This is a genomic window from Serinicoccus sp. CUA-874, from assembly GCF_001942225.1.
Classification (GTDB): Bacteria; Actinomycetota; Actinomycetes; order Actinomycetales; family Dermatophilaceae; genus Ornithinicoccus; species Ornithinicoccus marinus.
Window position 1 is genome coordinate 47,465 of the sequence record NZ_MKJZ01000011.1, and the last position, 24,848, is coordinate 72,312.

The 24,848-nt window shown below is 72.6% G+C and carries 16 protein-coding genes and 5 pseudogenes; 12 read left to right on the plus strand and 9 right to left on the minus strand.

The window, feature by feature from the left end:
- Positions 1-201: 201 nt before the first annotated feature.
- Positions 202-1,268 (minus strand): annotated as a pseudogene (locus BJF80_RS03840) (inositol-3-phosphate synthase).
- 122 nt (positions 1,269-1,390) lie between these two features.
- On the opposite strand from BJF80_RS03840, the gene BJF80_RS03845 reads away from it, so the two are divergent.
- Both BJF80_RS03845 and BJF80_RS03850 read left to right on the plus strand, forming a co-directional pair.
- On the plus strand, positions 1,391-3,592 hold the full coding sequence (locus BJF80_RS03845) for a transglycosylase domain-containing protein (protein ID WP_083673439.1): 2,202 nt from the start codon (positions 1,391-1,393) through the stop codon (positions 3,590-3,592).
- A 369-nt stretch (positions 3,593-3,961) separates the two neighbouring features.
- The gene (locus BJF80_RS03850; protein WP_075811476.1) at positions 3,962-4,942 is read left to right on the plus strand and encodes a glycosyltransferase family protein; all 981 of its coding nucleotides are present in this window, start codon (positions 3,962-3,964) and stop codon (positions 4,940-4,942) included.
- Here BJF80_RS03850 and BJF80_RS03855 read toward each other — a convergent pair.
- Positions 4,891-7,206 carry an acyltransferase family protein gene (locus BJF80_RS03855; protein WP_075811478.1) on the minus strand — a complete coding sequence of 772 codons (2,316 nt, stop codon included), beginning with the start codon at positions 7,204-7,206 and terminating at the stop codon, positions 4,891-4,893. The genes BJF80_RS03850 and BJF80_RS03855 overlap by 52 nt on opposite strands.
- A gap of 572 nt (positions 7,207-7,778) precedes the next feature.
- Positions 7,779-9,253, minus strand: a pseudogene (locus BJF80_RS03860) (CCA tRNA nucleotidyltransferase).
- Between the two features lie 81 nt (positions 9,254-9,334).
- On the opposite strand from BJF80_RS03860, the gene BJF80_RS03865 reads away from it, so the two are divergent.
- The 10 genes and pseudogenes from BJF80_RS03865 to BJF80_RS03920 all read left to right on the plus strand — a co-directional run bounded on the left by BJF80_RS03865 (position 9,335) and on the right by BJF80_RS03920 (position 21,362).
- Complete coding sequence (locus BJF80_RS03865) at positions 9,335-9,820, plus strand: NUDIX hydrolase (RefSeq protein WP_075811480.1); 486 nt, start codon at positions 9,335-9,337, stop codon at positions 9,818-9,820.
- A 61-nt stretch (positions 9,821-9,881) separates the two neighbouring features.
- The gene (locus BJF80_RS03870; RefSeq protein ID WP_075811482.1) at positions 9,882-10,097 is read left to right on the plus strand and encodes a hypothetical protein; all 216 of its coding nucleotides are present in this window, start codon (positions 9,882-9,884) and stop codon (positions 10,095-10,097) included.
- A 17-nt stretch (positions 10,098-10,114) separates the two neighbouring features.
- A pseudogene (locus BJF80_RS21440) lies at positions 10,115-12,148 on the plus strand (DUF6049 family protein); the annotation flags it as partial.
- A 97-nt stretch (positions 12,149-12,245) separates the two neighbouring features.
- A complete protein-coding gene (locus tag BJF80_RS03890) occupies positions 12,246-15,980 on the plus strand; it encodes a lipid II flippase MurJ (RefSeq protein WP_075811490.1) in 3,735 nt (1,244 codons plus the stop codon).
- Positions 15,977-16,540 (plus strand): RNA polymerase sigma factor SigM, encoded by a 564-nt coding sequence (gene sigM, locus BJF80_RS03895; RefSeq protein WP_075811492.1) that lies wholly within the window; start codon positions 15,977-15,979, stop codon positions 16,538-16,540. The genes BJF80_RS03890 and sigM overlap by 4 nt, the downstream gene beginning before the upstream one ends.
- Positions 16,541-16,684: 144 nt before the next feature.
- Positions 16,685-17,599: a hypothetical protein gene (locus BJF80_RS03900; protein WP_075811494.1), complete on the plus strand. Its 915-nt coding sequence runs from the start codon at positions 16,685-16,687 to the stop codon at positions 17,597-17,599.
- A gap of 129 nt (positions 17,600-17,728) precedes the next feature.
- Entirely contained in the window at positions 17,729-18,772 is a 1,044-nt protein-coding gene (gene trxB / locus BJF80_RS03905) for a thioredoxin-disulfide reductase (RefSeq protein ID WP_075811496.1), read from the plus strand.
- Positions 18,769-19,092 (plus strand): thioredoxin, encoded by a 324-nt coding sequence (gene trxA, locus BJF80_RS03910; protein WP_022923472.1) that lies wholly within the window; start codon positions 18,769-18,771, stop codon positions 19,090-19,092. Before trxB ends, trxA begins: the two co-directional genes overlap by 4 nt.
- Positions 19,093-19,219: 127 nt before the next feature.
- Positions 19,220-20,235: pseudogene (locus BJF80_RS03915) on the plus strand (ParA family protein).
- Positions 20,232-21,362, plus strand: coding sequence for a ParB/RepB/Spo0J family partition protein (locus BJF80_RS03920; protein WP_075811498.1), 1,131 nt, complete (start codon positions 20,232-20,234; stop codon positions 21,360-21,362). The pseudogene BJF80_RS03915 and the gene BJF80_RS03920 overlap by 4 nt, the downstream one beginning before the upstream one ends.
- Position 21,363: 1 nt before the next feature.
- On the opposite strand, the gene rsmG is transcribed toward BJF80_RS03920, so the two are convergent.
- From rsmG to rpmH, 6 genes and pseudogenes are all read right to left on the minus strand, one after another.
- Positions 21,364-22,077, minus strand: coding sequence for a 16S rRNA (guanine(527)-N(7))-methyltransferase RsmG (gene rsmG / locus BJF80_RS03925; RefSeq protein WP_075811501.1), 714 nt, complete (start codon positions 22,075-22,077; stop codon positions 21,364-21,366).
- 7 nt (positions 22,078-22,084) lie between these two features.
- Positions 22,085-22,684: a Jag family protein gene (locus tag BJF80_RS03930; RefSeq protein ID WP_083673440.1), complete on the minus strand. Its 600-nt coding sequence runs from the start codon at positions 22,682-22,684 to the stop codon at positions 22,085-22,087.
- Between the two features lie 59 nt (positions 22,685-22,743).
- A pseudogene (gene yidC, locus BJF80_RS21445) lies at positions 22,744-23,717 on the minus strand (membrane protein insertase YidC).
- Positions 23,718-23,724: 7 nt separating this feature from the next.
- On the minus strand, positions 23,725-24,102 hold the full coding sequence (gene yidD / locus BJF80_RS03940; protein WP_083673441.1) for a membrane protein insertion efficiency factor YidD: 378 nt from the start codon (positions 24,100-24,102) through the stop codon (positions 23,725-23,727).
- Positions 24,099-24,473, minus strand: coding sequence for a ribonuclease P protein component (rnpA, locus tag BJF80_RS03945; RefSeq protein WP_075811506.1), 375 nt, complete (start codon positions 24,471-24,473; stop codon positions 24,099-24,101). The genes yidD and rnpA overlap by 4 nt, the downstream gene beginning before the upstream one ends.
- Before the next feature lie 29 nt (positions 24,474-24,502).
- Complete coding sequence (gene rpmH, locus BJF80_RS03950; protein ID WP_028130745.1) at positions 24,503-24,640, minus strand: 50S ribosomal protein L34; 138 nt, start codon at positions 24,638-24,640, stop codon at positions 24,503-24,505.
- Positions 24,641-24,848 lie beyond the last annotated feature (208 nt).

Genomic DNA, 24,848 nt, shown 5'->3' on the forward strand with positions numbered 1-24,848 from the left:
GGTGCCGGCGACGACCAGGGCAGGGCGCGGGCGTGCGACCTCTTCATCTCTCTTGCCTCCCTCGTTCGTCGACACCTCGGCCATCGTCGCCGCCCAGCGGGTGCGCCAGCCAGGTCGTCCCCGTCGGAGTGGGACCGCCAGGGCGAGGGCTGCCTGCGGACGTGCAGGCGCGCCCCGGTCGGCGGCGCGACTCCCGCGCCATCAGCCCCGGATGAAGGCCTCGACCTCGGCCCGGCCCTGGTCGTCGGGCAGCTGCACCGGCGGGCTCTTCATGAGGTAGGCGGAGGCGCCGACGACCGGGCCCCCCTCCCCCCGGTCCAGGGCGATCTTGGCCGCCCGAATCGCGTCGATGATGATGCCTGCCGAGTTCGGGCTGTCCCAGACCTCGAGCTTGTACTCCAGGTTGAGGGGGACGTCACCGAAGGCACGGCCCTCGAGCCGCACGTAGGCCCACTTGCGGTCGTCCAGCCACTGGACGTAGTCGGACGGGCCGATGTGCACGTCCCGGTCCGCGAGCGCGGTGGAGATGTTGGAGGTCACCGCCTGGGTCTTGGAGACCTTCTTGCTCTCCAGCCGCTCCCGCTCCAGCATGTTCTTGAAGTCCATGTTGCCGCCGACGTTGAGCTGGTAGGTCCGGTCCAGCGCCACCCCGCGCTCCTCGAACAGCCGGGCGAGGACCCGGTGCGTGATCGTGGCCCCCACCTGGCTCTTGATGTCGTCCCCCACGATGGGACCCCCGCCTCGCTGAACTTCGCCGCCCACTCCGGGTCGCTCGCGATGAAGACGGGCAGCGCGTTGACGAAGGCCACCCCGGCGTCGAGGGCGCACTGGGCGTAGAACTTGTCCGCCTCCTCACTGCCGACCGGGAGGTAGGACACGAGCACGTCGGCCCGTGCGTCGCGCAGCGCCTGCACGACGTCCACCGGCTCCTCCAGCGACTCCTCGACCGTGAGCGCGTAGTACTTGCCCAGGCCGTCCAGCGTCGGACCCCGCTGCACCATGACCCCGGTGTCCGGGACCTGCGCGAAGGTGACCGTGTTGTTCTGCCCGGCCTGGATCGCCTTGGACAGGTCCTGACCCACCTTGGCGGCGTCGACGTCGAAGGCGGCGACGAACTCCAGGTCACCGACGTGGTAGTCGCCGAAGCGCACGTGCATCAGGCCGGGCACGGAGGCGTCCGGGTCGGCGTCCCGGTAGTACTCCACTCCTTGCACGAGCGAGCTGGCGCAGTTGCCCACGCCCACGACCGCCACTCTCACCGACGACATGAGGACTCCTTGCTGACACGGCGCGGGCGGCCCACCTGGGCCGCCCCTTCTCGTGACCTACCAACGCCGCCGACCGCACGGGCATTCCGGGGCGGCCGCAGGCATCGGGGCACAATGGGGGCGTGAGCAACTCCAGCACCACACCCCGTTCCCGCCGCGCGTCCGGCACCCGGAAGCGCCGCGCGGGTCGCCGTGGCGTGCTCCGCCGCGTCCTACTGTGGATCACCGGCCTGGGGCTGCTGGCGATCCTGCTGGCGGTGGGGGTCTTCGCGTGGGCGTATGCCCGGACCGACGTCCCCGAGCCCAACGACTTCGCCGAGGCGCAGAGCTCGATCCTCTACTACGCGGACGGCGAGACCGAGCTGGCGCGGTTCACCGGGGGTTACGACCGCGAGTCGGTCCCGCTGTCCGAGGTGCCCGAGCACGTGCGCTACGCCATGCTGTCGGCCGAGGACCGCTCCTTCTACGAGAACGAGGGGGTCTCGGTCACCGGTACCGCGCGGGGGGCCTGGCGCACGCTGACCGGCGACGGCCTGCAGGGCGGCTCGACGATCACCCAGCAGTACGTCAAGAACTACTACCTCACCGCGGACCAGACGCTGCAGCGCAAGTTCACCGAGATCATCATCGCGATCAAGATCGACAACGAGCTGGCCAAGGACGAGGTCCTGGAGAACTACCTCAACACGATCTACTTCGGGCGGGGCGCCTACGGCATCCAGACCGCGAGCCGCGCCTACTTCGACAAGGACGTGTCCGAGCTCGACGTGGAGGAGGGTGCCTTCCTCACCGGGGTCACCAACGCGCCGTCGCTGTTCGACCCGGACTACGCCGAGGGCAACGACGAGCGCGCGCAGGAGCGGGTGGCCTACATCCTGGACGGCATGGTCGAGGAGGGTTGGCTGGAGGCCTCGGAGCGCGACGGGCTGGGCCTGCCCGAGATCCAGGAGCCACAGCCCTCGACCGCGGCCCAGGGCGTCGAGGGTTACATCGCCCAGGAGGCGCGTGACGAGCTCAAGGAGGTGCTGGGCGTCGACGACGCCGAGATCGACGGGGGCGGGCTCCGGGTGACGACCACCATCGAGCAGGACCACCAGGAGGCTGCCGCGGAGGCGGTGGAGCTCTACCGCCCCACCGGTGAGGGCACCGACGACATCACCGTCGCGCTGACGTCGGTCCGCCCCGGGGACGGTGCCGTCACCGCGATGTACGGCGGCGAGGACTACCAGGAGACGCAGCTCAACGCCGCGACCGACGCCCAGGTCCAGGCCGGCTCGCTGTTCAAGCCAGTCACGCTGCTGGCCGCCGTGCAGGAGGGGGTGGACACGCTCCAGACCTTCGAGGGGCCGACGCCGATGTCCTTCGGCGACACCGGCGACCTCGAGGTCAACAACTTCCGCGACCTCAGCTTCGGGGTGATCGACCTGCGCATCGCCCTGGCGGAGTCGGTCAACACGATCTACGTGCAGCTCAACGAGCAGATCGGCCCCGAGGCGACCCGGCAGGCGGCGGTCGACCTCGGGCTGCCGGAGGACACCCCGGGGCTGGACACCGACCTGACCAACGTGCTCGGCACGGCCTCGCCGACCCTGCTGCAGATGACAAATGCCTACGCCACCATTGCCGCCGAGGGAGAGCGGGCCACGCCCTACCTCGTCACCCGGGTGGAGACCGTCGCCGGCGACACGACCTACGAGGCCGAGCCGGAGACCACCCAGGCCGTGGACCGTGACGCCGCGGTCGACGTCACCGACGCCATGACCTACGTGGTCGAGCAGGGCTCGGGCATGTCGGCCGGCGAGCTCGGCCGGCCGGCCGCCGGCAAGTCCGGCACCAGCGAGCGCAACGTGTCGGCCTGGTTCGACGGCTTCGTCCCGCAGCTGGCCGCCGGGGTCGTGATGTACAAGGGCGACGGCACGGTGCCGATGCAGGACGTGGCCGGGATCGACCAGATCACCGGTGGCACCTTTCCCGCCCAGGTCTGGGGCGAGTTCATGCGCCAGGCCATGGAGGGCGAGGAGATCCAGGAGTTCTCCCCGCGGGTGGGGACCAGCGGACCGACCGGCACCCCCGCCCCCACCACGCAGGCGCCGGCCCCGGAGCCGACGACCTCCGAGGAGACGACCGAGCCCACCGAAACGACGTCTGAGGAGCCGACCGAGACGACCTCGGAGGAGCCGACCGAGACGACCTCGGAGGAGCCGACGACCACCGAGCCGACCGAGTCGAGCCCGGCGCCGACCACCCCCGCACCCACCAGCCCGGCGCCCACCCCCACGAGCCCCGACCCGACCGAGGGGTCGTCCCCCTCGCCGACCGGGTGAGCGACCGCTCGCCCTTCCCGGACCGCCGCCACGGCGATCCACCCTGGGACGTCCGTCCTGGTCGGACCCGGTGGTCGCGCGGGCCACCGGCGCGCTGGGGGGCCCGCTCGGCCGGTTCGCCGTCGTGGGCGGAGCAGGTCTGGCCGGGGTGGCCGCCGCCCTGGTGGCGCTGGGGACGATCGCGCTGTCGCTCGGCGTGTGGCGATCCGGTCACTGCCTGATGAAGGGCTGGAACACGCCGGACCAGTTCTGGCGCGCCTGCTATTCCGACCTGCCGGTCGTGCACGTCAGCTCCCCGCTCGCCGAGCGCGCCCTGCCCTGGGTCGCGAGGGAGCCGCGACCGGCACCGCCCCGCTCGCCGGAGCCGTCATGTGGCTCCTCGCCCGTGTCTCGCCCGTCGCCGGCGAGGGCGTCGCCGCGCAGCAGTGGATCTTCACCCTCTGGGCACTCGTCTGCGTGCCGCTGGTGGCCGCGGCCGTCCTGGCCCTGGTGAGCCTGTCCCCCGGAGCGCCGTGGCGGGCGGCGCACCTGGCGGCGAGCCCGGTGCTGGTGCTCCTGGCGCACGTGTCGACGGACCTGCTCGGGGTCACCCTCATGGTCCTCGGGCTGTGGGCCTGGCGACGGGACCGCCCCTGGGTCTGCGGCCTGCTGCTGGGGGCGGCGCTGCTCGTCCGTCCCTTCCCGCTGCTGCTGCTGGCGGCCATCCTGCTGGTCGGGGTGCGCCGCCGGCAGACCCTGCCCGCCCTCCAGGCACTCGTCGGGACGGTGCTGGGGGCGTTGGTCGTGCTGCTCCCCCTCGTCACCCTGCAGCCCGAGTCGCTCTCCGCCGCCCAGCTGTGGTGGGGCCAGCCCGCCGGGTACGGCGCGCTGCAGATGATCCCCCGGCTGCTCGGGTCCACCGTCCCCACCTGGGTGACGACAGCCGTGGCGGTGACGGGGTGGGTGGTCGCCCTGATCGTAGGCTTCCGTGCGTCCCGGCGGCCCGAGCTCGACGTCGAGCAGGTCACCGCCCTGATGCTCCTCGTGGTGGCCCTGACCGCGGCCTCGGTGTCGGTCCAGAGCGGGCTGTGGGTGCTGCCCTTCCTCGCGACGGCCGCGATCCGGTGGGCCGAGCACCTCCTCTGGGCGCTCGCGGAGGGCCTGGTCTTCCTCACCACCTGGCTGCACATCGCCTTCGCGAGCGACCCCGGACGTGGCCTCCCGGGGGACGCCTACGCCCTGACCGTCGTGCTGCGCGCGGCGGCCTGGGCCTGGATCCTGTGGCGGGTAGGCACGCGTCCGGCGCCGCAGGTCGCGGCTCAGCGCCCGGTGCCGACCTCGACGCCGGCGCGGACCGTCTCCCCGAGCTGATCGGTGCGCACGACCGGCACCACCTGCTCCTCTACGACGTCGCGAAGCGAGCGGACGTAGGTGGCCGAGAGGTGGTTGCTGTCGCGCCAGACCACGACCTCCCCCACGATCGGGCTGCAGGTGCGGCCCGGGCACACGGCAGCGGTGAGGTCCAGGACCGGTAGCCCGGGACGCTGCTCGGCGAGCAGCTCGTGCCCGGTGCCGGAGGCGTCCAGACCGTCCTGCCGGTCGAAGGAGCACTGCGGCACGTCCTCCTGGTTCTCCAGCAGGCAGGCCGGCACGTCGAAGGGCGCGCGGGGGACGTCCCGGATGAGCGCCGCGCGCATCCCGGCCTCGTCCAGCATGTCGATCCGCCGACCCAGACCGGCAGCCACCTTCTCCGCCCCGGTGGTGCCGTAGGACGCGCTGGAGAGCAGCACGACGTCCGGTGACTGCTCCAGGAGCACCTCGTCGAGGTTGTCCTGCCACGTGCTGCACTGCCGGTAGTCCCCGGCCTGCCCGGTGCGCTCGATGGTCAGCCCGCGCGCCGGGGGGCAGGACGACTTGGTCATGGCGATGACTCGCCAGCCGCGGTCGCGCCCGATCTGGTCCAGCGCCGTCATCCACATGCTCGCGTGGCTGTCACCGATGAGGGCCACGGTGCGTGTCCCGTCCGGGTCCCCGGCCTCGCACACCCCGACGCGGGTCCCGCTCAGCCCCACGAAGCAGTCCTCCGGCTTCAGCGCCGGGACGTCGTCGGGCACCTGCTCCAGCGGCACCGCAGGCTCACCCACCTCCTGGGGCACCTCGACCACGGCAGGTGGCTCGCCGAGCGCGCCCGACACCCCGCTGCCGGCCGCCGCGGCCTCGACCGGGGCATCTGCCGGCGTCGTCGGCGCCGGCGTCGTCGCCGCCGGGTCGTCGACCCCCACCGCGAGGGTGTCGGCCCCGACCGGGGACCGCATCTCGTCGACCACGGCCGGGGTCCGCCACCGGGCGGCGCTCTCCGTCGGCGAGGGCGGCGCCACGGCGATCACGGCCACGCCCAGCGCGGCCCCCGCCAGGGTGCAGTTCAGCCCGAGGCGCAGGGTTCGCCACGTCGCCTGCCCGGGCGTGAGGCGGGCCGCGAGCACCCGACCGTGCCGTCGCACCGGGTCCTCCACCAGCACGAAGGACAACCAGGCCGGCACCACGGCGAGCGCGAGCGCCAGCAGGCCCCAGCCCACCGGCAGCGTGTCCGGACCGCCCCGACCGACGTGGACGAGCTCGGCGGCCACCGCGATGAAGGGCCAGTGCCACAGGTAGAGGCTGTAGGACAGCCGACCCAGCCACTGCAGTGGCGACCAGCGCAGCAGCAGGACCGGCCCCACGCGCCCGGCTGCGGGTCCGGCGATCAGGACCAGCGCGGTGCCACCCGTCGGCAGCAGCGCCCAGAGGCCGGGGAAGAGCGTCTCCCGGGTGATGACGACGAGCGAGAGGACGATGAGCGACAGCCCGGTCCAGCCGACCACCGCCGCCACCCACCGCGGCAGCCGTGGCCAGGCACGGGCCCCGAGCGCGACGATCGCGCCCAGCATCAGCTCGTGCACCCTCGTCGGGGTGACGAAGTAGGCGGCCGGCTCCTCGAGCGTCCACCACCAGGACAGCGCGAGCGAGGCGCCGAACAGTGCCAGGGTGACGACCCAGGAGGCGGCGCGGAAGACGCGGGCCCGGCCCGCGGCATACACGAGCAGGCCGAGCAGGATCACCGGCCACAGGAGGTAGAACTGCTCCTCGACGGACAACGACCAGTAGTGCTGCAACGGGCTGGGGGCGCGCTCCAGGTCGAGGTAGTCCACCGAGCGCCACGCCATGCGCCAGTTGACGACGTAGGTCGCGGAGGCGACGAGGTCACCACCCACCTCAGCCCACCGGCCACGCGGCAGGAAGACCACCGTGAGCAGCGCCGTCCCGGCGAGCGCGGCGAGAGCGGCCGGCAGCAGTCGGCGGGCGCGGCGCGCGTAGAACCTGGCGAGGTCGATCCGCCCGCGGGCCCGCCCCTCCTCCAGCAGGAGGGAGGTCATGAGGAAACCGCTGACGACGAAGAAGACGTCCACCCCGGCGAAACCACCGGGCAGCAGTGTCACCCCGGCATGCCAGAGCATGACCCCGAGCACCGCGAGCGCACGCATGCCCTCGATGTCGGCGCGGAAGCCGCGAGGGACGGGTGGCACCCGCAGCGCGTGCCGCGCGGCGTGCAGCGCCCTGGCACGGGTCCGGGTGAGCGGTGCCTGGTCGGAGGTCACGGGGCACCCACCGGTCGCTCGGCACCTGCTCCGGCCACCGGATGACGCCGCCACGTCCGGTGGGTCCCCTCGGCCCACGCCGCCGCCAGCAGACCCAGCCCGGCCAGCACCAGCCAGCCCGCCCCCCCGGGGTCGACCGGTCCGTGGGCACCTCGGCGGGCGCGACCAGCTCCAGCTCGTCCGGTCGCCCCTGCACGGTCAGCGCGGCCGCGGTGTCCGCCGCCACGGCCGCCAGCCGCGGGTCGGGCGCCTCCGCGCGGACGTGGACGCGCAGGTCGCCCTGCTCGTGCCGGACCGTGAGCTGCACGCTCCCCCGCAGGTCGGGGCCCAGCTCGACGGCCCGCTCGACGTCCCGCTCCAGGTCGGGGTCGGTCATGCCGACGGCGACCTCGTCGGCGACCCGCTCCTGGCCCGCGGCGACGGTGGCCTCCGCGGCATACGTCAGGGGACGCAGCAGGTCCCATCCCCCGACCAGGAGGGTGAGCAGCAGCACCGCGCTGATCCAGGGGATGCCGGACAGCCGCTGGGTCCACCGTGTCGGTGCGTCCTGGCCGTGCCGGGTGCGGCTGTGCCTACCCACTGCTGCGCTCCTGCTCCGCCCACCACCTCAGCAGCTCGGCGCGCGCGCGTCCTCACCCAGCAGACCCTGGTCGAGCCGCACCGACAGCAGATGCTGGTAGGCGCGGCCCAGCTCCGGGCCCGGCGAGATCCCGAGGACCTCCCCGATCTGGTGACCGTCCAGCTCGGGTCGCACGGCGGCCAGCTCCTCCTCCTCGCGCAACCGGGAGATCCGCTGCTCCAGGTGGTCGTAACTGGCGGCCAGCCGAGCCGCCTTGCGGCGGTTGCGGGTGGTGCAGTCCGAGCGCGTGAGCTTGTGCAGGCGACCGAGCAACGGGCCGGCGTCGGTGACGTAGCGGCGCACGGCGGAGTCGCTCCACTCGCCCGTGCCGTAGCCGTGGAACCGCAGGTGCAGCTCGACCAGGCGAGTGACCGCCTTCACCGTCTCCTTGTCGAAGCGCAGCGCCCGGAGCCGGGCCCGGGTCATCTTGGCCCCGACGACCTCGTGGTGGTGGAAGCTGACGCCTCCGCCCGGCTCGAACCGCCGGGTCGCCGGCTTGCCGATGTCGTGCAGCAGCGCGGCCAGGCGCAGCACCAGATCCGGACCGGGGACCGCGTCCTCGTCCTCCGCTCCCGGCGCGTCCTCGAGGTCGATGGCCTGCTGCAGGACCGTGAGGCTGTGCTCGTAGACGTCCTTGTGCCGGTGGTGCTCGTCGACCTCCAGCTGCAACGCCGGGAGCTCGGGGAGCACCTCGTCGGCCAGGCCGGTGGAGACCATGACCTCGAGCCCGGCACGCGGGTCCGCACTCAGCATGAGCTTGACCAGCTCGTCACGCACCCGCTCGGCCGACACGATCCGCAGGCGCTGCGCCATGTCGGTCATCGCCTCCCGGACCTCGTCGTCGAGGACGAACCCGAGCTGCGCCGTGAAACGGGCGGCGCGCATCATCCGCAGCGGGTCGTCGCTGAAGGAGAGCTCGGGACGGTGCGGGGTGCGCAGCCGGCGGTGCGCCAGGTCCGCCAGCCCACCGTGCGGATCGACGAAGGTGAGGTCGGGGAGCCGCAGCGCCATCGCGTTGACCCGGAAGTCCCGACGGACGAGGTCCTCCTCCAGCGACTCCCCGAACGCGACGACCGGCTTGCGCGTCTGCCCGTCGTAGGCGTCGGCACGGTAGGTGGTGAACTCCAGGGTCGCCCCGGCCCGACGGGCCCCGATGGTCCCGAAGGCGCGCCCGACGTCCCAGGTCGTGTCGGCCCAGCCACCGAGCGTCCGCTCGATCTGGTCCGGGGTGGCGGACGTGGTGAAGTCGAGATCTGTCGAGGACCGCCCGAGGAAGGCGTCCCGCACCGGGCCGCCGACCAGGGCGACGTCGTGGCCGGCGTCCGCGAAGAGCCCGCCGACCTCGGTGAGCAGCTCCCTGGCCGGGGTCAGCTCACGCAGGGCGCGCAGGAGCAGCGCGCCGTCGCTCGTGATCTGGGTGGCGGACATCGGATCCAGGGTAGTCGGCCGGTCGGTGCGCGGGTGCCGTCGCTCCCGTTCCGTGCCCTGCCCACTCGTTACAGTGGGTGGATGACCACCACGCCGCCGCGCCAGCACCTGGGCGCGAGACGGTTGCCGTCGGTCAACGAGACATCCGCAGGGGGCGTGGTCATCGATGTCGTGGACGGGCAGGCCCGTATCGCCATCATCGCGCGTCGCAACCGTTCGGGACGGGTGGAGTGGTGCCTGCCCAAGGGACACGTGGAGCCCGGCGAGACCCTGGTGCAGACGGCGGAGCGGGAGGTGGCCGAGGAGACCGGGATCGAGGGTCGCGTCCTCGTGACCCTGGGGACGATCGAGTACTGGTTCACCACACCGTCGCACCGCATCCACAAGATGGTGCACCACTATCTCCTGGAGGCGACAGGCGGGCATCTCACCATCGAGAACGACCCGGACCACGAGGCCATCGACGCGGTCTGGGCACCGCTGGACGAGGTGCACCGCACCCTGACCTTCCCCAACGAGCGGCGTATCGCCCGCGAGGCGTGGTCACGCCTCACCCGGAGCGCCTGAGACCTCCGTGACCAGAGTCCCCGCTCGCGCCCCGAGGGCGGTCCCTCCCCGGACCCTGCCCGTGCTCGCCCTGTGCGCCGGGCTGCTCGCGGGCCCGCTGGCCGTCATACCGGCGGCAGCGAGCGGCACGCGGCCCCCGTCCGCACTGCTGCCCGCCGACACCGGGGACGACGTCGCGATCGTGCTCGACGAGATCGACCCGGTGGTGCTGACACCCGGCGAGCCGCTGACGCTCACCGGGCGCTGGTCAACCAGGGTGCCGTCCCGCACCGGGTGACCAGCCTCACCGCCACGGTGTCCGGTACGACGCTGACGTCCCGCAGCGAGGTCGACCGATGGCTCGACGACGAGCTCAATCTCGACCGGACGACGACGCTCGGCGACGACACCGTGGGCCCGGTGGTCGCGGCGGGCGGAGCGGTCCCCTTCTCCGTGACGGTGCCCGCAGCGGTGACGAATGACCTGCCGGAGGGCCCGCAGGTACTGCCGCTGGTCATCAGCGCGGGGGACGAGCGGGAGTCGGGCGGGGCCGCGACCCACCCGGTCCGGCTGCGCAGCACCCTCGTCAGCGCGGGTGGCGAGGAGGTCGAGGAACCTCTCGACACCTCGTGGGTGGTCCCGCTCACCCTCCCCCCGGACCCCGATCTGCTCAGCCCGACCGAGCAGACCCACGCGCAGGCCTGGGTCTCCGCCGTCGGTCCGGACTCGGCGATCAGCGGCTGGGTCACGGACCTGGCGGTTCCTGGCGTCACCTATGTCGTCGACCCGTCGACGCTCGTCGGCGCTCGGCCGGCACCGGCGCTGCGCACGCCACCCGAGCAGGGGACGGATCCCGCCGACACCGGGCCCGACCCGCTCACGGCACCGTCGCCGGACGCGGTCACCTCGACGACGGAGGACCCGGACGGCGGCACCGACGCGGCGTCGGAGACGGTCCCGGCCCCCGTCCCGGACGACCCGGCCACGACGCAGTCCGCCAGTCCCCCTGCCCAGACCGAGGAGGCGGAGGCAGCCCCCGCCACCGCGGCCGAGGTCGACCAGGCGGTGGCGACCTTGCGGACCCAGCTGGCCGGGCTGCCGGACGACCAGGTGTGGTGGCTGCCGAGCGAGGACCCCGACGTCGTCCGGATGGTCGCGGACCGACCGCCCCAGGACCAGCTCGGCAGGCTGCTCTCGACCCAGCCCGCCGGGGCTCAGGACACCCTGGCGCCCCTGCTGAGCACCGGTCGGCACGATGTGGCCTGGCCGGTGGACCCGGCACCGGACGCCGACGCGGTGACCCAGATCTCCGACCTGTTCCGGAGCGCGAGGGAGGAGGACGACACCGCCCCCGGTCTCGGCGTGGTGCTCCTCGCCCGCGAGAGCCTCACGGCGGACAGCGCTGCTGCGCCGCGACGTGGCGCGGTCCCGCTGGAAGAACCCGAGGACGTGGTGGGGCTGGGCGCCGACTCCTGGACCTCGGCGCTCGTCGCCCGGAGCCAGGCCGAGGCCGAGCAGAGCGGATCGGGCGCAGCCGCCCAGCAGGTGCTCGCGCACACCCTCGGCACCTACCTGGAGGACCCGGGTGCCGCTCGCGAGCTGGTCATCGCCCCGCCCCGCCTCACCCCGGCTCCTCCCGAGGTCCTCGCCCAGCTGAGCGAGGGGTGGCGCACCGCGCCCTGGTTGCGCTCGGTCACCGCCCAGGAGCTGGTGCAGCGGGCCGGGACCGGCGACACCGTCCAGCTCACCGGGGAGCGCCCGCAGGAGGCCGTGCTGGGCGACCTCGCCGAGCTGCTCGCGCCCGGCCGCAGCCCGCTGGACCGGGAGCGCACTGCCGCCCTGGCCCGCAACGCCGGCGAGCTGGACGACCTCGAGGAGGTGGTCCGTGACACGACGGCCACGCAGTCGTGGCGCGCCTCGCTCGCCGCGCTGTGGTCGAGCCGGTGGCGTTCGCACGAGGAGGAGTGGAGCACGGCCCGCGCCGTGGTGCGAGAGGACGTGCGCTCGGCGCTGCAGGGTGTCACCGTGACCCCGAGCACGGTCAACTTCCTCACCGACCAGGGCGAGATCAGCGTCACCGTCGTCAACGACCTCGGTGTCGCGCTGGACGATCTCGTGCTCGAGGTGGTGGCCTCCAACGGGCGGCTGCAGGTGATCCGTCAGCCCGACCCGGTCAGCATCGGCGCGGACAGTCGCGCCTCGGTCTCCTTCGAGGCACGGTCGATCACCCGTGGGGAGACGCGGCTCACCGCGACGTTGCGCACCCCGGACGGGACGACCCTGGGGGAGCCCGCGCCGATCGAGGTGCGGGTGCAGCCCACGGGCATCTGGGTCTACTGGGTGCTCGGCGGGCTGGCCGGCGTCGTGCTCGTGCTGGGCCTGGCCCGCGCGGTCCGTCGCGGACCCCGTGCCTCCGGCCGCAGCGACACCCGGCCGGAGGAGGACGATGAGCCAGGACCGAGCCGCAGGGTCCTCCTCCGCCGGGTCGAGCTCGTCGCTGGCCCGCTCCAGCGCGGTCATGGCCGCCGGCACGCTCGCCTCGCGGCTGCTGGGCATGGCCCGGATGGCCCTGCTCGGGATCGCCATCGGTGTGCTCACGCCCGCCGGCAGCGTGTGGGAGACCGCCAACACCATCCCCAACACCATCTACCTGCTCCTCGCCGCAGGAGTCTTCAACGTCCTCCTCCTGCCGCAGCTCACCCGTGCCATGACCCGCGGCCGGGAGGGTCAGGAGTACAGCGACCGGCTCATCACGCTGTCGGTGACGATCCTGGTGCTGGCCACGGTCCTCTTCGTGGCGGCGGCGCCGCTGGTGACCAAGCTCAACGCCCTCTCGTGGGCGTGGGACGACCCCAAGCTCCAGCTCGCGATCCTGTTCGCCTACCTCTGCATCCCGCAGATGCTGTTCTACGGACTGCACACGATCATGGGGCAGGTCCTGGCCGCCCACCACCGCTTCGCCGCCTTCATGTGGAGCCCGGCGATCGCCAACATCATCGCGATCGTGGGCATCGGGGTCTTCATGCGGCGCTACCCGGACGCCGGGGTCATGCCGCTGCAGGAGTGGACCGCCGGCATGATCGGTCTGCTCGCCGGGTCCGCCACGCTCGGCATCGTCGTCCAGGCCCTCGTCCTCATCCCGGCCGTGCGCGCGACCGGGTTCAGCTGGCGGCCCCGGTGGGGCCTGCGCGGCGTGGGGCTCGGGACCGCGGCCGTCATGGCCGGGTGGGCGATCGCCGACATGGCCGTCTCCCAGGGCGGCATGCTCGTCGTCACCAACCTGCTCAGCGACGTCATCGACCGGGTCCCTGACGCGCCGGGCAAGATCACGTATGCCTACGCCTTCTCGGTCTTCGTGCTGCCCCACTCCCTCATCGCGCTGTCGCTCCTGACCGCGATCTACCCCGTCCTGTCCAAGGACGCGGCTGCCGAAGACCTGGAGTCCATGGCCGACCACGCCAGCCGGGGGTTGCGGCTGCTCGGTGCCGCCATGGTGCCGATCGCCCTGGGGATGATGCTGCTGGCCCCGCTCGTCGTCCGAGTCGTCTACTTCGGGAGCACTCCCGCCGAGCACCGCGCCGTGACCCTGATCGTCCTGGCCATGGTCGTCGGCCTCGTCCCCTACGGCGTCTACCTGCTGTGCTCCCGCGTGTTCTACTCCTTCGAGGACGCGCGCACCCCCTTCCTCTTCCAGGTGTCGATCACCTCGGTGCTGCTGGTGGTCTGCCTGCTCGCCACCCTCGCCCCACCGGCCTGGGTCGCCGTCGTGCTGGGCCTCGGTCAGGCCCTGGGCCAGACCACGGCGGCGGTGCTGGGGCTGCGGGCGGCTCGACGTCGGCTCCCGGCACTCGGGCTGCGCAGCACCGGGTCGACCTACCTGCGGGCGGCGGGAGCCTCCGCCCTCGCCTTGGTGCCGGCCTGGATCGTGGTCCGGCTCCTCGACCCGGGGGCCCCGCCGGATCCCACCTCGATGGAGCCCCAGGGCGTCGGCGCCTTCCTCAGCGCAGCGCTCACCCTCGCCGTGGCCGGACTCGTCTTCCTCGCGGCGTATGCCTTGCTGGCCCACCGCTTCGGGGTGCGCGAGGTCGGCGAGGTGGCGGCGCCCGTCCTGCGGCGCCTCCCGGGTCTGCGTCGCTACGCCCCCGCGGCCGGGGCCGGCCTCGTGGACGACGGCCAAGCCGTCCCGGGCGGCGCCGCGGCGGCCGGCCCGGCGGACAGCACACCACCCACCGGCGCGGCGCCGCCGGACCAGGGGGCTGCTGGCGGCACACTAGGGTGGGACCGCGATCGCCCGCGCCCACAACCGCGACCACGGGAGGACAGCAGCATGGATCGGCTCGAGGTCGGCACCCGCCTGGGTGACCGCTACGTCCTCGACGAGCTGCTGGCCGAGCGTGAGGGCGGGGGGTTGGAGTACTGGTCCGCCCGGGACAGCACCCTCGGCCGCCTGGTCGCGGTCACGGTGCTGCCCTCGGAGGGGCCTGCCGCGGACGTCGCGGAGGCGGTGCTCGACGGCGCCCGCCGCGTCGCCTCGGTCGACGACCCCCGGCTGGTCCGCGTCCTCGACGTCGGAGACCAGGACGGGCTGTGCTGGATCGTGGAGGAAGGACTCTCCGAGGCGGAGTCTCTCGCCTCCCTCGTCGAGCAGCACCCGCTCCCGGCCGAGGAGGCCCGACGGATCGTCGGCGAGAGCGCCGCAGCGCTGGAGTCGGCCCGACGCCGAGGGCTGCACCACCTCTACCTCAACCCCCACTCGGTCCTGCGGACGACCGATGGGACGGTCAAGGTGTCGGGCGTCGGGGTCGCCTCGGCGTTAGAGGGCACCGACGACGTCACCGCGGACGAGGCATCCCTCATCGATGCCGCCGACCTCGTCTCGCTCCTCTACACCGCGCTCACCGGCCGGTGGCCGGGCGAGGACCTGGCCGGCGTCCGGCCGGCCCGTCGGCTGGCCGGCGGCACCCTGCCGGCGCCTTCGGAGCTGGTCTCCGGCGTGCCGGGCGACCTGGACGCCCTGTGCCGGTTGGCCCACGGGTCGGAGGCCGACCTGCAGTCCGCGCCGCACACTCCGGGCGAGCTGGTGCGCCAGCTCTCACCATGGGCCTCGGAGATCGTGCGGGCCGCACGCCCGGGCGAGCTGGAGGCTCCCCGGTCGGGGCGGCCGGGTGACCATCGGGCCGAGGACGCCCTCCGTGGTGCGGCCGGGGCCTCCGCGGCCGCGACCGCCGCGCGCCCCAGCCACGCCGACGACGGGCCCTCGACGCCGTCCGGCGAGGCCACCGACGAGGTGCCCCAGCCGTACTACCGCACCGGGGCACGCTCCGCCGACGACTCCGGGTCCGGCGCGGTGGCGGTGCCGGCAGGAGCCCCGACCACCGCCCGTCAGGACGACACGATGGGCGGGCTGCTGCGCGGCGGGGAGGCACGCCAGGCCAGGGCGGACGAGGCGCATGCCGGCCCTGCCACCGCACTCGCGACACGTCGTGACGACGACGGGGGTCTGACCGAGGAGCGCGGCACCGGCGCACAGACGGCGATGGTCACGGTGATCATCGTGGCGTTGCTGGGGATCGCGCTCTTCCTGGGCTGGCTGGCGCTGCGGGGCCTGGGGGGCGGCGAGGACGACCCCGCCGGTGCAGGGCCGACGAGCTCACCGAGCGCGAGCGAGCCCGCACCCGACGAGGACGCCTCGACCGCGAGCGCGGCCGCACCGACCGACGAGGGCAGCACCGAGCCGGCTCCGGAGCCCGCATCCGGGGTCACCGTGGAGGGCATCACGTCCTTCGACCCCGAGGGCGACGGCGACGAGCGCAACGACCTGGCTCCCCTGGCGGTGGACGGGGACGAGGGGACCGAGTGGACGTCGCACACCTACCTCTCCCCAGGATGGGGCTCGCTGAAGAGCGGCACCGGCCTGGTCCTCGACCTGGGGGAGGACGCCACCGTCGGTGAGGTCGAGGTGGTCCTCGGCGAGGGCGACATGGGCGCCACCGTCTATCTCGCCGACGAGCCGTCGCTGGACGGCGCGTCCGAGCTCGGCAGCGACGACGCCGCGGAGGGCACCTGGACCGTGACGCCGGACGAGCCCGCCACCGGGCGCTACCTCATCCTGTGGTTCACCCGGGCCTACACCGCGCCCGAGGGCGAGATCGTGCGGGTGGCCGAGATCACCGTGCGGTGAGCCCGGCGGACATCGTGACGACGGCCGAGCTCGCGGAGCTGGACGACCTGGCCCTGCTGCGGCGGCACCAGGACGGCGACACCGAGGCCTTCGGCGAGATCTTCCGACGGCACCGGGACCGCATGTGGGCCGTGGCGCTGCGGACGTCGCGCGACCCCGAGGTGGCGGCGGACGCCGTGCAGGACGCCTTCCTCAACGCCTTCCGGCGCGCCGGCTCCTTCCGGGGTGACTCCCAGGTCACCACCTGGTTGCACCGCATCACGGTCAACGCCTGCCTGGACCGGCTGCGTCGGCAGCGTCCGACGGCGGACCTCGAGGACCACGAGCCGGTCGAGCCGCGGGACCGGCACCGGTCGGTCGAGGTGCGGTTGGACGTGCGCGACGCCCTGGACCAGCTGCCCGAGGGGCAGCGGCTGGCGCTCGTGCTCGTGGACATGCACGGTCTGAGCGTGGCCGAGGCGGCCCAGGTCCTGGAGGTGGCCGAGGGGACGGTCAAGTCGCGCTGCTCCCGCGGCCGCGAGGCCATGGCCCGGATCCTGGGGCTCGGGGAGGACGCATGACGCCTTCGGCTCACGCCCCCACGAGGGTCGCGCCAGGACGGGGAACCCGTCCGGTGTCCTGCTCGTCGTACTCCCGTGGGCCGTGCCGGGCGCGGCCGGCCCCTTCGGAGACCACCCGGACGACACGACGAAGGAGGACCCGGTATGTCGCCGCACCCGCCACGCCCTGAGCCTGGCGACCCGCAGCACGCGCAGGAGCACGACCCGACCGGTGTCCGGGACCTCCTCGGCGCGCTGCCCGATCCCGGGCCCATGCCCGACCACCTGGTCGAGCGCATCACCGCCCGGCTCGAGGTCGAGCGCGAGCACCGGCAGAGCGCCGGCCCCGGGCATACCCTCACCGCACCCGCCGACCGGGTCGTCGACCTGGCCGAGGAACGCGGTCGGCGGCGTCCCGGCCGGACCCTCGGCATCCTCACGGCTGCTGCTGCGGGCCTGGCCGTCACCACGGTGGCCCTCACCCAGGTGCTCGGGGGCGGGGCCAGCAGCGACAGCGGAGCCGTGGCGCAGTACCCCTCTCGGGCGGAGTCGGGGGCAGGGCAGGACGAGGCTGCCGACGCCGCCGACGAGCAGGAGCAGGGTGCGTCCGGTGGCCTGGCGGAGTCCGGCCGGGAGGGGTCGGACACGGGGGAGGCTGCCGGAGGGGACTCGGACCTCGCAGGCGCCGATGATCTCCTCGTCGAGCCCGTCGTCCCGACGCTGCTCTCCCCGCTGGGCGAGATCCCCGCGACGGACTACGCGCAGGCCGTGCACGGCGCCAGCCAGGGCGCCGAGGCCGCGGGCTCGTCCGGCGCCGCTCCTGGCGCCGCGGGTGGGTTGACCCAGGCGGGAGCCATCCAGTGCTGGGCCACGCTGGACGAGGACGCCCAGCAGTCGTGGGCGGACCGGTTCGCCACGACGGCCACCCTGCTCGGCGAGAGCGGGACCACGCGAGACGTCGTCCTCCTCCTCGGGGTCGACGGCGAGAGCGGTCGGGCCTGGGCCGTCCCGGCCGAGTGCCTGACGACCCCCGACGTGGCTCCGGTGGACAGCTCCGGAGAGCTGGTCGAAGGACCCTGAGACTCGGCGACCCGCGCGTCCGGCCCGGGTCGTGGCGGTCCGTCAGAGGACTGGAACAATGACGGCCTACGATCGGTTGACCCGGTGTCGCCGCAGCGCACCCCCCCACGTCCGTCCAGGAAGGCCCTCATGAGCATCAACCTGATCTCCGGTCTCGGTGATCCCTCACCAGCGGGGGAGGACCGGCCCGCCCTGCGTGAGGTCATCATCGTCGGCTCCGGTCCCGCCGGTTACACGGCTGCGGTCTACGCCGCGCGGGCCAACCTTGCCCCCCTGGTGTTCGAGGGGTCCGTGACCGCAGGTGGAGCACTGATGAACACGACCGAGGTGGAGAACTTCCCCGGGTTCCCCGAGGGCATCCTCGGCCCGCAGCTCATGATGGACATGCGTGAGCAGGCCGAGCGCTTCGGGGCAGAGCTCGTCCGCGACGACGTCGTCGCCGTGGACCTCACCGGTCCGGTGAAGCGTGTCACCGACAGCGACGGCACGGTGCATCAGGCTCGCTCCGTCGTCCTGGCCATGGGGTCGGCCTACCGCGTGCTGGGGCTGCCGCGGGAGCAGGAACTCTCCGGGCACGGCGTGTCATGGTGCGCGACCTGCGACGGTGCCTTCTTCCGCGACCAGGACATCCTCGTCGTGGGTGGCGGTGACTCCGCGATGGAAGAGGCGACCTTCCTGAGTCGGTTCGCCCGCTCGGTCACCGTGGTGCACCGTCGAGGGGAGCTGCGCGCCAGCAGCATCATGGCCGAGCGCGCCGAGGCCGACGACAAGATCAGTTTCGCGTGGAACTCCGCGGTGTCCGCCCTGCACGGTGACGACAAGCTCACCGGTGTGACGCTGAGCGACACCCGCACCGGCCAGACCCGGGACGTCGAGGCGAGCGGCCTGTTCATCGCGATCGGTCACGACCCGCGCAACGAGCTCCTCCAGGGTCAGGTCGACCTCGACGACGAGGGCTACGTCCTCGTCCGGGGCCGGGGCACGGCGACCAACGTCGAGGGCGTCTTCGCCTGCGGTGATCTCGTGGACCACACCTACCGGCAGGCCATCACGGCCGCCGGGACCGGGTGCGCGGCCGCTCTCGACGCCGAGCGCTACCTCGCCGCCCTCGACGACGTGCCCGCAGTACCCGAGCTTGTTTCGACATCTGTTGCGAGAGAAGGAGATTCATGAGCATCACCAACACATCGGACGCGACCTTCACCGAGGACGTGCTGCAGCACGACGGTCCCGTCCTCGTCGATTTCTGGGCCCCCTGGTGCGGCCCCTGCAAGATGATCGCCCCCATCCTCGAGGAGCTCTCCGAGCAGTGGGGCGACAAGCTCAAGGTGGTCAAGCTGAACACCGACGAGAACCCGGAGACCACCGGGAGCTACGGCATCACGGGTATCCCGACGATGCACGTCTACTCGGGCGGCGAGGTCGTCAAGACGATCGTCGGTGCGCTGCCGAAGAAGAAGCTGGCCTCCGAGCTGGAGCCGTACACCACCTGACGCTCGACGACAGCGTCGCAGGTTGTCCACAGCCGTCCACGGGGTTTATCCACAACCCTGTGGACGGCTGTCGTCGTGCGTGGGTCGGCTTGGTGTGCCGCACCTGATCAGCGATGATGGTCTCCTCATGACTGCCGCTGCTCCACGCCTGGGATGGCCGTCCTCGGCTCACGATCGTCCACCCTCGTCTCCGCATCACGTGTGGTCTCCTGTCAGGTGGCCATCGGCTGACGCCAGGGTTTCACGGGAAACACCAGACAGCCCGAGCGCGACCGGGGAGGCGGCAGCGTCTCCCTCGGTTTCACGGGAAACCACCGGCGCGCCCACAGCAGCGATGACCCAGCCACGACCGTGGCAGGGAACGCGCGTCATCACCGTCTCCAACCAGAAGGGCGGAGTCGGCAAGACCACCACCGCCGTCAATCTGGCCGCCGCCATGGCCACCAGTGGCCTGCGCGTTCTCGTCATCGACATGGATCCGCAGGGCAACGCCAGCACGGCCCTGTCCATCCCCCACACCAGCGGCACGTCCGGGATCTACGACGTGCTCATCGACGGCGTCCCCCTGGCCGACGTGGTGCAGGACTGTCCTCAGGTGCCCGGTCTCTCCTGCGCCCCGGCGACCATCGACCTCGCCGGCGCAGAGATCGAGCTGGTTCCCCTCGTGGCGCGGGAGAACCGGCTCCGCCGGGCACTCACGACGTATCTGGAGGATCAGGCGGAGGCGGTGGACCTGGTGGTCATCGACTGTCCACCCAGCCTCGGACTGCTCACCGTCAACGCCTTCGTGGCCGCGCGCGAGCTGCTCATCCCGATCCAGTGCGAGTACTACGCCCTCGAGGGCCTGAGCCAACTGCTGAAGAACGTCGAGCTGATCCAGCAGCACCTCAACAGCGACCTGGAGTCTCCACGATCTTGCTGACGATGTTCGACGGGCGCACGCGCCTGGCGGCCGATGTCGCCGAACAGGTGCGGGAGTACTTCGGGGAACGAGTCCTCCGCACGGCGATCCCGCGGTCGGTGCGCATCAGCGAGGCCCCGAGCCACGGCGAGACCGTGATCACCTATGACCCGACGAGCACCGGTGCCCTGTCCTACGCAGACGCCGCGGCCGAGATGCGCACGATGAAGGAGCCTGCATGAGCGAGCGTCGACGAGGACTGGGTCGGGGCCTGGGAGCCCTGATCCCTGCCGCGACCGAGGGAGAACGCGAGCGGCCGAGGGACGTGTTCTTCCCCCGGGGTGCGGAGGAAGGGTCGGAGCCTACGCACGACGGCGGCACGGACCGCGGTTCCCTCGGCGCGATCGGCTCCTTCGAGGGTTTCACGGGAAACGGTTCCACCGAGAACGGCGACGACACCCGGCCGACCCACCAGCTCGCGCCTGCTCGGACGGCGGAAGACGAGGCCGCGATTGCCCCTGACGACCGCTCCGCCGCCCTGACCCCGGTCCCGGGCGCGGTCTTCGCCGAGATCCCGGTCGAGCAGGTGCGGCCCAACCCGCGCCAGCCCCGGGAGGTCTTCGACGAGGACGAGCTGGCCGAGCTCGTGACCAGCGTCCGGGAGCTCGGCGTCCTCCAGCCGGTCGTCGTACGCCGCACGGAGCCGACGGCCGACGGCGGCGAGCCGGTCTACGAACTGGTGATGGGTGAGCGTCGACTCCGTGCCTCCCAGGCGGCCGGCCAGGACACCATCCCCGCCATCGTGCGTGCGACCGAGGACGAGCACATGCTCCGGGACGCGCTCCTGGAGAATCTGCACCGTGCCCAGCTCAACCCGCTGGAGGAGGCGGCGGCCTACCAGCAGCTGCTCGAGGACTTCGGCTGCACGCACGACGAGCTGGCCAGCCGCATCGGGCGGTCGCGACCGCAGATCAGCAACACCATCCGGTTGCTCAAGCTGCCGCCCATGGTCCAACGTCGCGTCGCCTCCGGCGTGCTCAGCGCCGGTCACGCACGGGCGCTCCTCGCGCTGCCGGACGGAGCGGCCATGGAGCGTCTGGCCCAGCGCATCGTCGCCGAGGGACTCTCGGTCCGCTCGGTCGAGGAGATCATCACGCTCGGCTCGGACGACGCGGCTCCTCGACGCCGGCGCAGCAGCGCCGTCGCGTCCCCCGAGCTCGCGGAGGTGGCCGACACGCTGTCCGGACGGCTGGACACGCGGGTCCAGGTCTCGATGGGACGCCGCAAGGGGAAGATGGTGATCGAGTTCGCGGGCAAGGACGATCTCGACCGTATCCTGCAGCTGCTGGACAGCCGCTCGGGCGAGTGACCTAACGAGTCTGTCGGCGCCGCCCTGAGCGCCGTGCGCCGGAGCGTGGTGCGCCGGAGCGCGACGCCGGAGCATCCGCCGGCCGGACGACCTCCACGACCCGGACCGGCCCGGCGGGGGTGCCCTCGGCCAGCACATGGAGCCGGGACCTGTCGACGCGGCGCCGCCGCAGCATCGGCGCCGCCTCCTCCAGCTCACGCTCCGCCGCCTCGCCCTTGAGGGCCAGCAGCCGCCCGCCCTCCTCGAGCAGCGGCACCGACCATCTCACCAGCTTGTCCAGGGACGCGACCGCCCGGGCGGTCACCACCGGCGACGACAGCACCCCGGCAAGCTCCTCGGCCCGCCCCCGGTGCACGCGCACGTTGGGCAGCCCCAGCTCCGCCGTGGTGCGCTCCAGCCAGGTCGTCCGGCGGAGCAGCGGCTCCACGAGATCCACCCGCAGGTCCGGTCGGGCGATCGCGAGCACGATGCCAGGGAGGCCCGCTCCGGACCCGAGGTCGATGACCGAGGATCCCGGGTCCAGCAGCTCACCGAGCACGGCGCAGTTCACCAGGTGACGTTCCCACAACCGCTCGGCCTCACGGGGGCCGATGAGGCCGTGCTCGATGCCCGTGGTGGCCAGCAGGTCGGCATACTCCGCAGCGAGGGTGAGCCTCGACCCGAAGACCTCCCGCGCTTGTGGAGGAGGCTCGGGTGCATGGCGGGGCGCGCCCATGCAGCGGTCAGTCGGCCGGCAGGACGACGACGTAGCGAGAGGGCTCGGTACCCTCCGACTCCGAGCGCAGACCGGCTGCCAGGACCTCGTCGTGGACGACCTTGCGCTCGAAGGCGGTCATCGGCTCCAGCTCCCGACGCTGACCGGTGTCGCGTACCTGCGCGACCGCCTCCTGCGCCTCGGACACCAGGGCGCTGCGGCGATCGGCGCGGTATCCGGCGACGTCGAGCATGAGCCGGCTGCGCTCCCCCGTGCTGGCCTGGACCGCGAGGCGCGTCAGCTCCTGCAGCGCTTCGAGGACGGACCCGCCCGGGCCCACGAGCCGCCGGGGTGCCGCCCCGTCCTCGGAGTCCACGAGGGCGACCGCGGCCCGGTCCCCGTCGACGTCGACCTCGAGGTCCCCGTCCAGGTCGGCGATGTCCAGGAGGGTCTCCAGGAAGTCCGCCGCCACCTCCCCTTCGCGGACGAGGTCCGCGGAGCGACCCTCCGTCGAGCCGGACTCCTGGTGCTCCTCGGCGGCCCTCTCCACCGGCGCATCAGCTGTGATCTGCGTCACATCTGCGCCCTCGCTGGTCGCCTGGGTCTCGGTGTCGTTCGGCAGGGTCATCAGGGACTCCTCGGTTGGGGGGATGGGAAGTGCGCCAGGGTGAGCGCGCGATCGGTGGCTCAGCGCCTCTTGCTGCGCTTCTTGCTCTTGGGCTGGGTCCGCTGACCCGCCGTCCGGGCCTGCACCTGCGTGCGAGCCGCCTCGCGCTCGGCCATGAAGTTCGGGTTCTTCAGCTGGATCCCGGTGGCCGTCTTGCCCTTGCGGGCCATGCGGGCCTTGTACTTCTCCTCGGCCGGGGTGTTGGGCGCCGGCATGTTGCGGATGATGAAGAACTGCTGGCCCATGGTCCACAGGTTGCTGACCGTCCAGTAGATGAGCAGCGCCACCGGGAAGTTGACGCCCGTCACGGCGAAGACGATGGGCAGCACGTAGATGAAGATCTGCTGCTGCCGGGCCATCGGGCTGTTGAGGGCCTCCGGCGACATGTTCTGGCGCATCAGCTGGTGGCTGGTGATGAACTGCGTCGCCGACATCACGATGATCAGCACGAGCGAGAGAATCTTGGCGGACAGGTCCTGGTCATGCAGGAAGGTGGACGTCAGGCCCGCCCCGAAGATCTCCGAGCCGGCCATCTTGGTGGCCAGCTCCCGGGTGAACAGACCCAACGGCTCGATCTCGCCTCGGCTCACCGTCTGCGCCGTGTTCAGCAGCCGGAAGAGCGCGAAGAAGAACGGCATCTGGATGAGCATTGGCAGGCACGCGCCGAAGGGGTTGCGCCCGCCTCGCGGTACAGCCCGAAGGTCTCCTCCTGGAAGGCCTTCTGGCTCGCCTGGTCCTTCTTGCCCTTGTACTTCGCCTGGATCTTCATCAGCTCGGGCTGCACGATCTGCAACCGGCGCTGGCTCTTGAGCTGGCGCATCATCAGGGGCGTCAGCAGGGCCCGCAGCGTGACCACCAGTCCGACGATGGCGAGGACCCAGGTCCACCCGCTGGTGTCGGGCATACCGAGCTGGGTGAGCAGCCACTCGAAGCCGACGAGGATCGCGGAGTCGAACCAGATGAAGGGGAACAGGATGGTGTCGAAGAATCCCATGGGGTCCTCAGTCTCGGCGGGCGACGGCGGTCTCGTCGCCCGGGGTGGTCGTCGGAGCGTGCTGCTCCACGGTCGGGTCCGTGCGGTCCTCGGCCCCTGAGCCGGGACGGGGCGGCACGTGGTCCACCCCGCCGGCCGCCCACGGGTGGCAGCGCAGGACACGGCGCACCGTCAACCACCCGCCCCGCAGGGGACCGTGGCGCTCCAGCGCGGTGACACCGTAGGCGGAGCAGGACGGGTAGTAACGGCAGACCGGACCCAGCAACGGCGAGATCGTCCACTGGTAGAGCCGGATCATCCAGACCAGAGGACGAGCCAGGACGCTACGAGGTTCCCCCTCGCCCACGCCTCCCCGGTGGACGTCACGGAGCTGGGCCTCACTCATACGAGCCGCGGCAGCGCGCGCGCCAGCCCCTCGTCGAGCGCGGAGCCCAGCTCGGTCGAGGTGGCCGATGCCGCTGGGGGCAGGGCCCGGACGACGAGGTCGGTCCCGCAGGGCATCGTGGCCAGTCGTGCGCCGACCAGCGCCCGCAGGCGCCGGGCGGTGCGGTTGCGGACCACGGCGTTGCCGACGGCCCGCGACACCACGAGGCCGACCCGCGGGCAGCGGGTCGAGCCGTCGTCGGGGGCAGGGCAGGAGGCGTGCACCACCAGCAGCGAGGTACCGGCTCGTCGCCGCCGACGCCCGTCGCCGCGGCCCCTCAGGACAGACCGGAAGTCCTGGCCCGAGGTCAGCCGGTGCCGGCGTGGCAGCATCGCCGTCGGAGGGGAACGCTGCTGCGGACTCAGGCGGACAGGGCGGAACGGCCCTTGCGCCGGCGAGCGGCGAGGATGCTGCGGCCGGCGCGGGTCCGCATCCGCAGACGGAAACCGTGCTTCTTGGCGCGGCGGCGGTTGTTCGGCTGGAAGGTGCGCTTGCTCATCGCTGCTCCGGTGGTGGTGGTGACGTACGGGTCGGTGCGCCGGCTCGGCCGCCAACGGAAGCCCGTCATCTGCCGCGTCGGGACCACGGGGGTCGAGCCTCGGTCGGGTGATGCACGGGCAGGCGAAAGCGGCCGCACGGACTGCTCAACGGTACGGGAGCCGGTCCGTACCGGTCAAACGCGCCGCCGTCCAGCGGCCGAGACACCC